General features: G+C 56.8%; 13 protein-coding genes. 5 read left to right on the top strand and 8 right to left on the bottom strand.

Features of this window, described 5'->3' with window-relative positions; genetic code table 11:
• Positions 1-12: 12 nt before the first annotated feature.
• The 8 genes from ACFOWX_RS12690 to ACFOWX_RS12655 all read right to left on the bottom strand — a co-directional run bounded on the left by ACFOWX_RS12690 (position 13) and on the right by ACFOWX_RS12655 (position 8,600).
• The gene (locus tag ACFOWX_RS12690; protein WP_381424680.1) at positions 13-1,575 is read right to left on the bottom strand and encodes a peptide chain release factor 3; all 1,563 of its coding nucleotides are present in this window, start codon (positions 1,573-1,575) and stop codon (positions 13-15) included.
• A gap of 171 nt (positions 1,576-1,746) precedes the next feature.
• Positions 1,747-4,167, bottom strand: a complete 2,421-nt coding sequence (gene pheT / locus ACFOWX_RS12685) for a phenylalanine--tRNA ligase subunit beta (RefSeq protein WP_381424677.1) — start codon at positions 4,165-4,167, stop codon at positions 1,747-1,749.
• Positions 4,164-5,276, bottom strand: coding sequence for a phenylalanine--tRNA ligase subunit alpha (gene pheS / locus ACFOWX_RS12680; protein WP_381424675.1), 1,113 nt, complete (start codon positions 5,274-5,276; stop codon positions 4,164-4,166). Before pheS ends, pheT begins: the two co-directional genes overlap by 4 nt.
• Before the next feature lie 301 nt (positions 5,277-5,577).
• Entirely contained in the window at positions 5,578-5,901 is a 324-nt protein-coding gene (locus ACFOWX_RS12675; RefSeq protein WP_381424673.1) for a GIY-YIG nuclease family protein, read from the bottom strand.
• A 150-nt stretch (positions 5,902-6,051) separates the two neighbouring features.
• A complete protein-coding gene (gene rplT / locus ACFOWX_RS12670; protein ID WP_381424671.1) occupies positions 6,052-6,417 on the bottom strand; it encodes a 50S ribosomal protein L20 in 366 nt (121 codons plus the stop codon).
• 100 nt (positions 6,418-6,517) lie between these two features.
• The gene (gene rpmI / locus ACFOWX_RS12665) at positions 6,518-6,718 is read right to left on the bottom strand and encodes a 50S ribosomal protein L35 (RefSeq protein ID WP_381424669.1); all 201 of its coding nucleotides are present in this window, start codon (positions 6,716-6,718) and stop codon (positions 6,518-6,520) included.
• Between the two features lie 140 nt (positions 6,719-6,858).
• Positions 6,859-7,665: an inositol monophosphatase family protein gene (locus ACFOWX_RS12660; protein WP_381425062.1), complete on the bottom strand. Its 807-nt coding sequence runs from the start codon at positions 7,663-7,665 to the stop codon at positions 6,859-6,861.
• Positions 7,665-8,600 (bottom strand): ribose-phosphate pyrophosphokinase, encoded by a 936-nt coding sequence (locus ACFOWX_RS12655; protein ID WP_381424667.1) that lies wholly within the window; start codon positions 8,598-8,600, stop codon positions 7,665-7,667. The genes ACFOWX_RS12660 and ACFOWX_RS12655 overlap by 1 nt, the downstream gene beginning before the upstream one ends.
• Before the next feature lie 187 nt (positions 8,601-8,787).
• Between ACFOWX_RS12655 and ACFOWX_RS12650 the strand changes: the two genes are divergently transcribed.
• The 5 genes from ACFOWX_RS12650 to ACFOWX_RS12630 all read left to right on the top strand — a co-directional run bounded on the left by ACFOWX_RS12650 (position 8,788) and on the right by ACFOWX_RS12630 (position 14,079).
• Positions 8,788-9,921: an AI-2E family transporter gene (locus tag ACFOWX_RS12650; protein WP_381424665.1), complete on the top strand. Its 1,134-nt coding sequence runs from the start codon at positions 8,788-8,790 to the stop codon at positions 9,919-9,921.
• On the top strand, positions 9,918-11,585 hold the full coding sequence (locus ACFOWX_RS12645; RefSeq protein ID WP_381424663.1) for an NAD+ synthase: 1,668 nt from the start codon (positions 9,918-9,920) through the stop codon (positions 11,583-11,585). The genes ACFOWX_RS12650 and ACFOWX_RS12645 overlap by 4 nt, the downstream gene beginning before the upstream one ends.
• A 26-nt stretch (positions 11,586-11,611) precedes the next feature.
• Positions 11,612-12,604, top strand: coding sequence for a hypothetical protein (locus ACFOWX_RS12640; RefSeq protein ID WP_381424661.1), 993 nt, complete (start codon positions 11,612-11,614; stop codon positions 12,602-12,604).
• A 219-nt stretch (positions 12,605-12,823) separates the two neighbouring features.
• Positions 12,824-13,501: an energy transducer TonB gene (locus tag ACFOWX_RS12635; RefSeq protein WP_381424659.1), complete on the top strand. Its 678-nt coding sequence runs from the start codon at positions 12,824-12,826 to the stop codon at positions 13,499-13,501.
• Between the two features lie 86 nt (positions 13,502-13,587).
• Entirely contained in the window at positions 13,588-14,079 is a 492-nt protein-coding gene (locus ACFOWX_RS12630; protein WP_381424657.1) for a hypothetical protein, read from the top strand.
• Positions 14,080-14,103 lie beyond the last annotated feature (24 nt).

The raw sequence follows: 14,103 nt of genomic DNA, 5'->3' as shown, positions 1-14,103 counted from the left end.
CGCCCCCGCCGCTCACCGTTCCTTGGTGGCGCTGAATTTCAAATCGGGGTGTTTTTCCTGTTGATAGCCGACATCCCAGGCGGATTTGGCCAGAAAAACGGGCACGCCGTCGCGGTCTTTGGCCATCAGGGCGCTGTTAATATCCATGAAGGCGCGGATTTTATCGTCGCCGCCGATCAACCAGCGGGCGGTATCATAGGGCGATGGTTCGAGCACCGCCTCCACCTTATATTCCGCCTCCAACCGAGAGATGAGCACATCCAGCTGCAATTGCCCGACCACGCCGACAATCCATTGCGCGCCAATTTCGGGATAGAAAACCTGGATCACGCCTTCTTCGGACAGATCGTCGAGCGCCTTCCTCAGCTGTTTCGTTTTGGTCGGGTCTTTTAACACCACGCGGCGCAAAATTTCCGGCGCAAAATTGGGTAGGCCGGTAAAGCGCAGCTGGTTTTTCTCGCTCAATGTATCGCCAACGCGCAATGTGCCATGATTGGGAATACCGATAATATCGCCCGGCTCTGCGCTATCGGCGATCTCGCGGTCCTGCGCAAAAAATAATATCGGCGAATGGATGGCGACGGGTTTGCCATGCCCCGACGGGATCAGCTTCATCCCGCGTTTGAATGTGCCGCTGCACAGCCGCATGAAGGCGATACGGTCGCGGTGCATCGGGTCCATATTCGCTTGCACTTTGAAAATAAAGCCGGTGACATCTTTTGCGCCGGGCAAAATCTCGCCTTGATCGGATGGCTGCGGCCGGGGCGGCGGGGCGATGGCGGCGATCGCGCCAATCATTTCCTCGATGCCAAATTCTTTCAGCGCAGAGCCGAAATAGACCGGTGTTAAATCGCCATTGCGATAGGCCTCCAGGTCAAATTCGGCATAGCCCATTTGCGCAAGTTCGGCATTTTCACGGAATTTCGCAAGGCCGCGTTCAGACAGATGCGCCGTCAGGCTTTCCGCGTCTAATCCGTCATGCAGGCTATGTTTGCCTTCATATTCCTTCGATCCGCCGCTCGGCTGCGTTAACCGGCCAGAGGCAAATTCGTATATCCCTTCAAATTCGCCGCCCATGCCCACCGGCCAGCTCATTGGGCAGACGTCGAGCGCCAGTTTGTCGGCGACCTCGTCCAATATCTCAAAACATTCGCGCCCTTCGCGGTCGACCTTATTGACGAAAGTGATGATCGGCACGCTGCGCAGTCGGCATACTTCAAACAGTTTCAGCGTCTGCGGCTCAATCCCTTTGGCCGCGTCAATCACCATGATCGCGCTGTCGACGGCGGTCAGCGTGCGGTAGGTATCCTCGGAAAAATCCTCATGCCCCGGTGTGTCGAGCAGGTTGAAGATGATGCCGTCTTTTTCAAATGTCATCACCGACGATGTCACCGAAATGCCGCGCTGCTGTTCAATTTTCATCCAGTCGGACCGCGCCCGCCGCGCTTGCCCCCGCGCCTTGACTTCGCCGGCCAAATGGATCGCGCCCCCTTGCAAAAGGAGCTTTTCGGTCAGCGTCGTCTTACCCGCGTCGGGGTGGGAGATAATAGCAAAGGTGCGTCTGTTGGTGGTCATAAATACGGCCTAAATAAAAAATCGGGGCGGTTAAAATTCGTTCCGTCATCCCCGCATAGGCGGGAATCTATCTCCTGAAATCAAATTTTACGCATCCCCGTCAGAGAAAATATCCAGCAACGAGGTTGGATTCCGACCTGCGCGGGAATGACGAATTGCTATAATCCTTACTCACCCCCGCAACACCCCGCCAACCTTGGCAGCCGCCGCGATGACTTTATCCGACATGGCTTTCAGATCCTCATCGGTATAGCTTTTATCGGCGGGCTGCATCACCACCTCGAGTGCGAGCGAAACTTGTCCCTCCGGCACGCCTTGTCCGGCGAAACGGTCGAATAATGAGACGTCGACGATATTCGCCTTGTCGCATCCCCGGATGACGCGCAGCAAATCGGCGGCAGGTGTGGTCTGCGGCACCAGAAAGGCAAAATCCCGGCGCACCGATTGCAGCGCGGGCGGCGCAAAGGCCGGGCGCATGAAATTCGCGGGGCCCTTGGCTTTCTTTTGCGGGATCGCGTCCAAATAAATTTCGGCGGCCACGACTGCGCCATCAAGGTCGAATGCCTTGGCCGTTGCCGGGTGCAATGTGCCAAAGCTTGCCAGCACGTTTTTTGGTCCTTGCCGCAATGTCGCCGACTGGCCGGGGTGATAATGATCGCCAAGCCCCGTATCATCAAAGCCCATGACCATCAGATTGTCGGTGGCCACACCGGCGGAAGATAGCAGGGCGATGACCTGCGCCTTCGCATCATAGACATCGAAGCGAGCTGCCTTGCCGCCTTGCCAGCTGCGTGCCGTTTTATCGCCGGCCAGCACCAGGCCGAGCGTCAGCCGTTCGTCGCTGCTGCCGTCCTTGGCACGGAAATAACGGCGGCCAATTTCAAACAGGCGCACCGATGATGCGCCCCGGTCCATATTCCGCGCCGTCGCCGATAGCAGGCCGGGCAATAGGCTGGGCCGCATGACTTTCATGTCTTCGCTGATCGGATTGGCGAGCGTCCAATCATCGCCATGACCAGCCTTCGCGCCAAAAGCTGCCGCGTCTTTTTCGGGCAGGAAAGACCAGTTGATCGCTTCGTTCATCCCGCCTGCCGCCGCGGCCCGGCGCATTTTACGCTCCAGTTTCTGCATCGGCGTCGCGGTCGGCGTTGCTACGCCATCGGTGCGGGGCAGCGGGGTCGACGGGACATGGTCGAGGCCGATCATCCGCACGACTTCCTCCACCAAATCGGCGCTGCCCTCCACATCGCGCCGCCATGTGGGGATGGTGACATTCCATTCGGCATCGACGGCAAAGCCCAGGCTTTCCAAGATCGCTTTCTGCTTATCCGCCGCCACATCGATACCGCCCAGTGACAATGTGCGTGCAGGTTCAAACGCGATGCGCCGCGTGTCTGTAGGCGGCGTGCCCGCGCGCACGATCTCGCTTGCCTCACCGCCGCAAATGTCGAGGATCAATGCGGTGATAATTTCCAGCCCGTCGTCCAGAAAGGCCGGATCAACGCCGCGTTCAAACCGCGTGCGGGCATCGGATGTCAGCATTAATGCTTGTCCCGTTTTGGCAATGCGCTCCGGCGTGAAATAGGCCACCTCTAAAAGGACGTCGGCGGTCGCGTCGCTGCACCCGCTATGTTCGCCGCCCATGATCCCGGCAATGTCATGCACGCCGTTATCGTCGGCGATGACTGTCATGCCGCTGGTCAGGCTATATTCCTTGCCATTGAGCGCGGTAACGCTTTCGCCGTCCACCGCCTTGCGCGCGACCACCGCGCCCGATAGCTGCGCCAGATCATAGGCATGGCTGGGCCGGCCGTGGTCGAGCATGACATAATTGGTGATGTCGACGAGCGCGCTGATCGGTTTTTGGCCCGCCGATTTCAGCCGCCTTTGCATCCAATCGGGCGAGGCTTTGTTGCTGACGCCCTTGATGACACGGCCATAAAAAGCGGGACAGCCTTCGCTGTCATCGGTGCGAATTTCCACGGGGCAAGCGCCCTTTGCCGTAACCGCTGGCACATTGAGCGGTTTCAACGTGCCGAGGCCCGCCGCCGCCAGATCGCGGGCGATACCGCGCACGCCCATGCAATCCTGACGATTGGGGGTGATGCTGACATCGATCACGGGATCGTTCAATCCGGCATAATCGGCATAGCCCATGCCCAATGGCGCATCGGCGGGCAGGTCGAGGATACCGTCATGGTCCTCGCCCGCGCCCAGCTCCATCTCGCTGCACATCATGCCGTTCGATTCAACGCCGCGTATTTCGGCTACTTTCAGCAGCATGCCATTGGACGGCACCGTTGCACCCGCGGGGCCGAATACGCCCAGCATTCCGGCCCGCGCATTGGGCGCGCCGCATACGACTTGCAGGGCGCTGCCATCGCCCGGATCAACGCTCAGCACTTGCAGCTTATCCGCCTGCGGATGCGGGGCGGCGCGGATGACTCTCGCAATACGGAAATCGGCGAGCGCGTCGGCGGGATTTTCGATCCCCTCAACCTCCAGGCCAATGCGGTTCAGGCAATCGGCAACCTCGGTAATGGTGGCATCGGTTTCCAAATGCGCCTTCAACCAGCTTAATGAGAATTTCATGCGCCTGCTCCTTTGCCAACTCCGGCGCTGAGTGTTGGGACATCGAGCGCTTCAAATCCATAATGACCCAGCCAGCGATAATCGCCGTCAAAAAAGGCGCGCAAATCATCCATACCATATTTCAGCATGGCGAGCCGGTCGACGCCGGTGCCAAAGGCAAAACCTTGCCACACGTCCGGGTCCAGCCCGCAATTGGCGATCACTTTGGGATGCACCATGCCGCTGCCCAGCACCTCCATCCAGCCGCCATCTGTGTCATCGCCGCTGCCGCCGATCACGCGTTTGCCGTTCACGATGGTGTAGCCAACATCAACCTCCGCGCTGGGTTCGGTGAAGGGAAAATAGCTGGGGCGCAGGCGCAGCACGACATCGTCGCGTTCAAAAAAGGCCTTCAGGAATGTTTCCAGCGTCCATTTCAAATGCCCCATATGAATCCCCTTGTCGATCACAAGGCCCTCGATCTGATGAAACATGGGCGTATGGGTGGCGTCGCTGTCGGACCGGTAGACACGGCCCGGCGCAATGATGCGGATCGGGGGTTCCTGGCTCGTCATCGTGCGGATTTGCACCGGCGATGTATGCGTGCGCAGCAACATGTCGCGGCCTTCGGCGTCTTTGTTCGGGAAGTAAAATGTATCATGCATCGCCCGCGCCGGGTGGGTTTCCGGGATGTTCAGCGCGCTGAAATTACGCCAGTCATCCTCAATCTCCGGCCCTTCGGCAACGGCAAAGCCCATATCGGCGAAAATCTCAGCCAGCTCGTCCATGGTTTGCGACACCGGATGCACGCTGCCACGCGGAGTAGCGGGCGCGGGCAGCGACATATCGAGGCTCTCACTGGCCAATCGCTGATTGAGTGCCTCTGCCTCCAACGCATCCTTGCGCGCGGCGATGGCCTGCTCGGTATCGCGGCGATAGCCATTGTAAAGCGGCCCCAGCTCTTTCTTTTCTTCTTGGGAAAGCCCGCCAAGGCTTTTCATCAATGCGGTGATTTGACCATTTTTACCAAGCGCGGATACCCGTAATTCTTCGAGCGCTTCCAGCGTGCTGGCGCTGTTAATATCAGCGATGATCCGGTTTATACTGGCAATATCCATAATCTTCGTCATTCCCGCGAAGGCGGGAATCCATAACCCGCCGTTTAGTTTATAATTCCGGTGATGGACCCCCGCCTGCGCGGGGGTGACGTCACCTTAAGATAGACAGCCTATTTGCTGAGCGTTACAACGGTGATGGCCTCTGGTGTACCCGCTGCTGATTTGGCTGCATAGAAACCGGTCCATAATCTATCCATATCATCCATTTTCGTCATTCCCGCGTAGGCGGGAATCCATCACCCGCCGTTTAGTTTATAATTCCGGTGACGGACCCCCGCCTGCACGGGGGTGACGTCACCCTAAGATAGGCGGCCTATTTGCCTAGCGTCCACGAAGGTGGAAACCCAAAATCGACCGCTAAATCTCGCCAATCAGGATTTTCCGCCTCGATCAAGTTGATTTTCCACTGCCTATTCCACTTTTTGGTCTGCTTTTCACGGATAATCGCCGTTTCCATTGTCATATGCTGTTCATACCAAACAAGCATCTTTGTATTTTTGTCTTTTGAAAAGCCTTCAAAAACATTTTCCCGATGCTGCTGAACGCGCTGTGTCAAATTTGACGTCACGCCAGCATAAATTGTGCCATATTTCCGGCTGGCCATCATATAAACAACGGGCTGAAAATCGCGCTTCATACGAAAGATCCGGAGTTGGATTCCCGCCTTCGCGGGAATGACGCAATTGGCTGTTGGCTGGTAGCAAATGGCTGTTTATTCCATAAGCAAATGGGCGCGAACGGCAAGTGCCGCCCACGCCCATTTGCGCATTATTCGAAGAAGGTTTGCTTAAGCGGCCTTTGCCAGCGCGGCCTTCGACTGCGCAATGATGGTGCTAAACATTGCGGCTTCGTGCATCGCCATATCGGCCAAAACCTTGCGGTCGAGTTCGACGCCAGCCAGTTTCAGGCCATGCATGAACACGCCGTATGTCATGCCTTCGGCGCGAACCGCGGCATTGATGCGTTGAATCCACAATGCGCGGAAATTGCGCTTGTTAACCTTACGGTCGCGGTAGGCATATTGACCTGCTTTTTCAACAGCTTGCCGTGCGATACGGATCGTATTTTTGCGGCGGCCATAATAGCCTTTTGCCTGATCCAAAATCTTCTTATGTTTTGCGCGGGTGGTAACACCCCGTTTGACGCGTGCCATATTCTATATCCTTGATTCTTTGTGGTCGTATGGCTGAACCGAAAAACCGGTTCTCACTTTTTCTCGCCATGTTCCAGTTGGTAAAAAAGTCGCGGCGATCTTAAAGACCGTAGGGCGCCCATTTTTTGATGGTTTTGGTATCGGCGTCGGAAATGACGTCGGTACCGCGGTTCTGGCGGATATATTTGCCACTATGGTGAGTCAAACGGTGACGTTTGCCAACGGCGCCGTGCTTGATTTTGCCATTTGCAGTGATTTTGAAGCGTTTCTTCACACCGCTTTTGGTCTTGAGCTTGGGCATTTTGGTCTCCTTTTCGTTGAGTCCTTTTGGAGCCAGCATGGCAGCCCTTACTAGCCAGCTATGCTCATCGGAACGGCGCGTATAGCGGGATTCGTTCAGAATGCAAGCGGATTGCTCCACAAAAGCTTAGGATCTGGGCCCTAATGCGCGCAGGCGAGCGCGCTGACCACATCCTCCAACCGCGCCGGATCGCCCAGCGCGATGATATTATGCAGTTTGTTATCGTCACCCGCATCAAAATGCAGCGGTTCACCGGCCCAGTCGGCCACCAAGCCGCCCGCACCCTCAATGATCGGGATCAGTGCGGCAATGTCATAGGCTTTCAGCCCAGCTTCGACGACCAGGTCAATTTGCCCTGCCGCCAGCAATCCATAATTATAGCAATCGCCGCCCCAAACCATCCGTTTGTGCGAAGTCTTTGCCGCGAGTGCCATGAAATGCTCTGCGCTGTGATTGTCAAAATATTGCGGGCCCGTGGACGCCAATGTCGCTTGATCGAGAGTGCGGCAGCGGCGGGTCTGCACCGGCTTGCCATTCAGCATCGTCGCCTCGCCTATTTGCCCTACCCAGCGTTCGCCGCTGATACATTGGTCGAGTATGCCGAGCACCGGAAAGCCGTCCTGAAGCATCGCAATCAGCGTGCCGAAAATCGGGCGGCCCGCCATAAAGCTGACGGTACCGTCGATGGGGTCGAGCACCCATGTCCGCCCGCTTGTGCCCGGTTTCACGCCATATTCTTCGCCCAATATGCCGTCATCGGGGCATTCCGCATCCAATATCGCGCGCATTGCTGCTTCGGCTGCACGGTCGGCCTCGGTTACAGGCGACATATCGCCCTTGGCCTCATGCGCGAAATTGGCGCGGAAAAACGGCCGGATGGCCTGACCCGCCGCGTCGGCAAGCCGGTGTGCCAGCCCGTGTGCAAGTGCGGTGACAGCCGGGGTCATCAATCAAACAGGCTCGATACGCTGCTTTCATCGGCAATCCGCCGGATCGCTTCGCCCAGCAGAGGGGCGATGGGAAGATAGCGGATATTATGCGCGTCGCTCACTTCATCGGTGGCCATAATCGAATCGGTGATGACCAGCTCTTTCAGCACGCTGCCGGTGATGCGTTCGGCGGCATTGCCCGACAGCACGCCATGCGTGCAATAAGCGACAACATCGGTTGCGCCTTGCGCCTTTAACGCTTCGGCGGCGTTGCACAGCGTCCCGCCTGAATCGACCATATCATCATGCAGGATGCAGAATTTCCCGGCAACATCGCCGATAATATTCATCACTTCGCTCTCGCCCGCTTTTTCGCGGCGTTTGTCGACGATGGCGAGCGGCGCATTGTCGAGCCGTTTGGCGAGCGAGCGGGCGCGGGCCACGCCGCCCACATCGGGCGACACAACGGTCAGCTCTTGCCCGCCATAGCGCGACAATATATCGGCGCTCATGACCGGCGCGCCATAGAGATTGTCGGTGGGAATGTCGAAAAAGCCCTGAATTTGGCCAGCGTGCAAATCCACGCAGAGCACGCGGTCGGCGCCTGCCTGCGTGATCAGATTGGCGACCAGCTTTGCCGAAATGGGCGTGCGCGGTCCGGGCTTTCGGTCTTGGCGGGCATAGCCGAAATAGGGAACCACGGCGGTGATCCGCTTTGCCGAAGCCCGGCGCAGCGCGTCGATCATGATCAGCAATTCCATCAGGTTATCATTCGCCGGATGATTGGTCGGTTGAATGACAAACATATCTTCGCCGCGCACATTTTCGTGGATTTCGATGAATATCTCATCATCGGCAAAGCGGCGGACGCTGGCATCGGTCAGCGGCATTTCCAAATAGCCAGCAATGGCGCGGGCGAGCGGAAGGTTCGAATTACCAGCGATTAATTTCATGAATGGCGGCTCCCCGTGACGGATGGTGAACGGATGGTGACGGTGATCGTGAACGGATTCGCCTGACCCTCTAACCCCGCCGCGCGGTAATGACAACGCTGATAAATAATGCCCGGGCAAGCAGCTGGATATTATGCCGCAGAAAGCGGTAGCGCTGTAAAAGCGAGGCGTTATAACGCGGTGAATAATGACGATAGAAAAAAATCCTGCGCCGCAATTTGAAGACCGGGTTTTCCTTGGCTTTGTCATTGCGGCGAGCCTTGCGATGCTGTGGATCAGCTGGCCGTTTTTGGGCGCGATATTATGGGCGGTGATTACCGCGATCATGTTCGCGCCGGTCCATGACCGGTTGATGAAACGGATGCCGCGCCGCCGCAATTTGACGGCGATGATTTCGCTGTTGCTGGTAATCGCGATTATTATTGTGCCGTTCCTCGTGGTGGGCGGCGTGCTGATCGAAGAAGTGATCCGCACCTATAGCCAGTTGGAAAGCAGGCAGATCGATTTTGTCGCCATTTTTGATCAAATACGCAGCGCCATCCCGCCGTCTGTTGCCGCCTATCTGGATAAATATGATGTGGGCGATTTGCAGGCTTTGCAGGAAAAAGTATCGAACATTGCAACAACGGGCGTCAGCATGGCGGCGGAAAAAGCCCTCAATATCGGGCAAAGCGCTTTTGGTCTGGCGCTGTCGCTGGGCGTGATGTTGTATCTGATTTTCTTCCTGTTGCGCGACGGACGTGACCTGACCCGCAAAATTGGCCGGTCAATTCCTTTGGCCACTGACCGCAAAGCGCAGCTATTCGAAAAATTTACCACGGTGATCCGCGCCACCGTGAAAGGCAGCATAGTCGTCGCCATTGTTCAAGGGTTTTTGGGCGGCACGATTTTCTGGGCTTTGGGCATTCAATCGCCGTTATTATGGGGCGTGGTGATGACGATATTGGCGCTGGTTCCCGCCGTCGGCTCTGCGCTGATTTGGTTACCGGTTGCAATCTATCTGGCGATCACGGGTGATTATCTGTCGGCGTCGATCCTGGCTGGATTTGGCGTGCTGGTGATTGGCAGCGTCGATAATTTCCTGCGCCCGATATTGGTTGGGGCCGACACCAAAATGCCCGACTATGTCATCCTGATCACGACGCTCGGCGGGCTGAGCATGATGGGCGTTAATGGCTTGATTGTGGGTCCCGTTATCGCGGCCATGTTTATCGCGTCTTGGGAAATTTTCACAGCGAGCCGCCACGGCGAAGCGAATGAAGAGCTCGCAGGTGAGGGCGAGGAACAGGCTGAGCAAGAGGCCGAGGGGAGCGCCGCATGACCGCAAAGCTGACAATCGCGATGGTGCAGATGAATCAGCGCGTCGGCGATCTTGCCGGCAATGGCGATGCCATGCTGGCGTGGCGGGCGAAGGCGGTCGCGGCTGATCCTGCGACCGACATTGTCCTGTTTCCCGAACAGCAGCTGATCGGTTATCCGGCCGAGGATTTGGTGCTGAAACCCGAATTTCAACGCCGCGCTGCCGAAGAGCTGGAGCGGCTGGCACGCGCCACGGCGGATGGCGGCCCGGCGATGCTGGTCGGGTCAATCCTGAAAGAGGAAAGCGGGCTGTATAACATCGTCGCCTTGCTCGATGGCGGACGCATTGCGGCGGTGCGTAAAAAGCATGAGCTGCCCAATTACGGCACCTTTGATGAAAAGCGGATATTCACCAGCGGGCCTTTGCCCGATCCCGTCCTATTTCGCGGCGTGAAATTGGGCCTGCCGATATGTGAGGATGGCTGGCTGCCCACCGTGTCGAAACATCTGATGGCGGCGGGCGCGGAAATACTTATCTCGGTCAATGGCAGTCCCTATGAAATTGACAAGGATGACCGGCGGCTGGAGGAGGTTTTTGCCGCCCGCGTCGCCGAAACCGGCCTGCCGCTGCTATTCCTCAACCGCGTCGGCGGGCAGGATGAGCTGGTGTTTGATGGTTGTTCCTTTGTCCTCAACGCCGACGGTAAAGCCGCGCTGCGCCTGCCCGATTGGCAGGAAGATTTGCGCATCACTCATTGGCATGGCGGCCCGGATGGCTGGCGCTGTACTGCGGGCGATTTGGCGAAGTGGGAGGATCACCCCGCCGATATTTACAGCGCGATGGTGCTGTCCTTGCGTGATTATGTCGATACGAACCGTTTTCCGGGTGTCGTGCTCGGCATGTCGGGCGGGATAGATAGCGCGATTTGCGCGGCGATTGCCGCCGACGCGCTGGGGCCGGAACGGGTCTGGTGCGTCATGCTGCCCAGCCGGTATACCAGCCAGGAAAGCCTCGACCTTGCGGCGCAATGCGCTCAAATGATCGGATGCAAGCTGGACACTATTCCCATCGGCGCGGCGGTCGATGCCTTTGACACGATGCTGCAGGGCAGCTTCGCCGATAAAGAAGTCGATATAACCGAGGAAAATGTGCAGAGCCGGATACGCTGTGTTACGTTGATGGCGCTGTCCAATAAATTTGGCCATATGTTGATGACCACGGGCAATAAAAGCGAGATGAGCGTTGGCTATGCCACCATTTATGGCGATATGGCGGGCGGCTATAATCCGCTGAAAGATGCCTATAAGATGACGGTGTTTGCGATCAGCGAATGGCGCAACAGGCATAAACCGCGCATCGGACTTGGCCCCGATGGTCCCGTCATACCCGATCGTATTATCACGCGCCCACCATCGGCGGAGCTGCGCCCCGATCAAAAAGACAGCGACAGCTTGCCGCCTTATCCGGTGTTGGATGACATATTGCACGGCCTGATCGAACAGGAATTATCGGTCGATGACGTTGTTGCGCGGGGGCATGACCGCGCGGTGGTGCAGCGGATTGAACGCCTGCTCTACATAGCCGAATATAAACGCCGTCAAGCGCCACCGGGCACAAAACTCGGCACAAGAAATTTCGGCCGCGACCGCCGCTATCCGATTACGAATGCGTTTCGCAGCGGGTGAGGGATCGCGTATAAAAGGATCGAAAAATGATAATGAAACATTTCATTCGCTTGATAACGATTTTTACGGCGGTATTTTCAATATCAAACATTGCCGAGGCTAAATCGGGCGAGTTGCAAGCAGAATGTGCTGCATATTGGCAAGGGACTTGGCAAATGTCGGCCGAGGGCAGACCTGTTCGATTGTTCACTTTAGGAGAGGATCGTTCTGGTAACGAAATGACTGGACGATATAGCGGATATGGCAATGCGGTGAGCACCTTCGAGGAGGCAGAGTTGACCGAAAAGGTGGTAAGCTATCCTCTGTCCAAAGTTCACTGCAACGGTAATCAGATCATCATGGAATATGTATTGCCCGACGGTGAGACAAATAGTTTTACTGCACGGTATATTGATTCAGATGAAGGCTGGCTAGCGCTGAACGATTTGCCGCCTGAATATACGTCGCCCAAATATCGGTTCCGCCGGATTGCTGATAATGACCCAGTCACGTTGCAACCGGTAAAGCCACAGAGATTGGCGCATGATATTTGGGGCGTCGATACCATATCGTCCAATCAGGAAACGGCCAGAATTTTTGAAGAGGACCAGGCGATCCGAAACGAGCTAAGTACGAGAATTGAGGATAAAATTGCTAGCGATGAAGAGTTTTTTAAACGCTGGGAGAGCGGCGATGCAGAGCGATTGGCGCGCACCAAACAGCTTCTGGAAAACGGCGAACTTAAAGCAGGCGTAGACTATTATAGGGCTGCATTTATATTTCAGCACGGCAATACGCCGGAAGATTATTTGCGTGCGCACCATTTGGCAGTGATTGCAGTTTCGCTGGGCTATAAACAAGCTCTTTGGATATCGGCTGCAACATTAGACCGGTATCTTCTAAATATTGGAAAAAAACAGATTTATGGCACGCAATATCGGTCTGTAAATGATGTGAATGAGCAGATTGAATTTGATCAAGCCGTTGTAAGCGATGCAGAACGCAAGATGCTTTCAGTTCCGGTTTTAGATGACCAATAGAACACGCGTAGTTGAACACAAAAAACCGCAAACGTCTATTTTCCTTATAGCCGCAAATGTTCGATGTCAGCACGCGCGTGCGTGCGCGGTCCGAGGGATCGCTCGCTCTTGACAATCAAATGTTATAGTATATCATAACTATTGCACCGGACGATCTTGAGTCGCTCTTACCCGGGCATCTCCTACCCGTCCGGTGCACCATGGAGAGAGGAGTTATTTATGAGCTATGTCACGCAAGCACAAAGGGGCAAATCCGCAGGGTTAACGGCGGCAATTGCCATTAACGGGTCGATTATCGCGGCGATTATGCTGTCGCCGATGGTGGTTCCGCCCAAAAAGATGCAGCCGACAATCACCGCCGTGCCGGTCAATGCGCCGCAGCCGCCCGCGCCGCCCCCCGAAAAGCAGCAGACCGAAACGCAGCCGCCGATCATGCCGCCCATCTATGCGCCGAAAACGATCGTGCCCCCGCTGCGCCCGCCCATTGCGGGGCCGACCATTACCGATATAATGCAAGCGGACCCCGCGCCGTCCGCCGGATCGCTGGGTGAGGAGCCGAAAATTGCTGCCGCTGAAATACCCAAGGTGAAACCCAAAACACCCGTGCCCGTTTTCCGCGCGGCGCAGCGGGACAGCCGGTTTGCGAGCCGGTTCCAGCCCGACTATCCGCGCGGGCTTTTGCAGCGCGAAATAGAGGGCAATGCGACGGTGAAGGTCCTGATCGGCACCGACGGACGGGTGCGCGAGGCGGCGGTTGTTTCGGCGAGCCATCCCGATTTCGGGGCAGCGACAGTGAAACAGGCGCTCAGCAGCTGGCGCTTCAAACCCGCCACCCGCGATGGGCAGCCGGTGGAGGATTGGCAGACCTTAACCGTGCGGTTCGACATCACATCCTGACGCGCAATTTGGGATAAACAGGCGGCAGCGGTGGGCAGGTGATTCCCCCACTGGAAAATCTCCACCGCTATCGCTATTACAGCGCTATGAGCTTTTTCAAAGACGCATCCCCCACGGGCGGCATAGCCGACTTAATCGCCTATCTGCGCGAAAAGCGGGAATATAACTGGCTATTCTGGATCGCCGCCTGCCTACCGCCTACGATCATGGTCTATATGTTTCAAAAGGACATGGTCACAAAATCGGTGCCGCCGCCGCCGGAGGTGATCTATTTCGAAAGCTGGCCCGCCGACCGGTCGCGCGAAGAAACGATAAAAGACATCACCGCGCGTCAGGCGAAGAAAGACGCGTTTCTGGAAGAGAAGCGCAAAGGCTATGAAGCGTTGGGCCGGGCCATGGGCATGGATGTCGAAGCGATCAAGCGTGAGGCCGATCAAATCAAGGCCGATGCCCGCGCTGCTGCTGCGAAAGCCGAGGCGGAGGCAGTTCAGGCATCGGCGAAAGCTGGCGGCGCGCCGTCCAGCGCTCCTGCACCATCCCCCGCAGCATCCCCTGCACCCACAGGAGCCGCGCAATAACCGCTGCCCCGATTGATCCGCGCT

This window comes from Sphingorhabdus arenilitoris, assembly GCF_042651485.1.
GTDB classification, from domain to species: domain Bacteria; phylum Pseudomonadota; class Alphaproteobacteria; order Sphingomonadales; family Sphingomonadaceae; genus Sphingorhabdus_B; species Sphingorhabdus_B arenilitoris.
This window is presented reverse-complemented; position numbering and strand designations above follow the sequence as displayed.

Bases quoted from the DNA above. Each gene is read 5' to 3' on its own strand.
- ACFOWX_RS12690 (WP_381424680.1), bottom strand. From the start codon at position 1,575: ATGACCACCAACAGACGCACCTTTGCTATTATCTCCCACCCCGACGCG.
- pheT (WP_381424677.1), bottom strand. From the start codon at position 4,167: ATGAAATTCTCATTAAGCTGGTTGAAGGCGCATTTGGAAACCGATGCC.
- pheS (WP_381424675.1), bottom strand. From the start codon at position 5,276: ATGACGAAGATTATGGATATTGCCAGTATAAACCGGATCATCGCTGAT.
- ACFOWX_RS12675 (WP_381424673.1), bottom strand. From the start codon at position 5,901: ATGAAGCGCGATTTTCAGCCCGTTGTTTATATGATGGCCAGCCGGAAA.
- rplT (WP_381424671.1), bottom strand. From the start codon at position 6,417: ATGGCACGCGTCAAACGGGGTGTTACCACCCGCGCAAAACATAAGAAG.
- rpmI (WP_381424669.1), bottom strand. From the start codon at position 6,718: ATGCCCAAGCTCAAGACCAAAAGCGGTGTGAAGAAACGCTTCAAAATC.
- ACFOWX_RS12660 (WP_381425062.1), bottom strand. From the start codon at position 7,665: ATGACCCCGGCTGTCACCGCACTTGCACACGGGCTGGCACACCGGCTT.
- ACFOWX_RS12655 (WP_381424667.1), bottom strand. From the start codon at position 8,600: ATGAAATTAATCGCTGGTAATTCGAACCTTCCGCTCGCCCGCGCCATT.
- ACFOWX_RS12650 (WP_381424665.1), top strand. From the start codon at position 8,788: ATGACGATAGAAAAAAATCCTGCGCCGCAATTTGAAGACCGGGTTTTC.
- ACFOWX_RS12645 (WP_381424663.1), top strand. From the start codon at position 9,918: ATGACCGCAAAGCTGACAATCGCGATGGTGCAGATGAATCAGCGCGTC.
- ACFOWX_RS12640 (WP_381424661.1), top strand. From the start codon at position 11,612: ATGATAATGAAACATTTCATTCGCTTGATAACGATTTTTACGGCGGTA.
- ACFOWX_RS12635 (WP_381424659.1), top strand. From the start codon at position 12,824: ATGAGCTATGTCACGCAAGCACAAAGGGGCAAATCCGCAGGGTTAACG.
- ACFOWX_RS12630 (WP_381424657.1), top strand. From the start codon at position 13,588: ATGAGCTTTTTCAAAGACGCATCCCCCACGGGCGGCATAGCCGACTTA.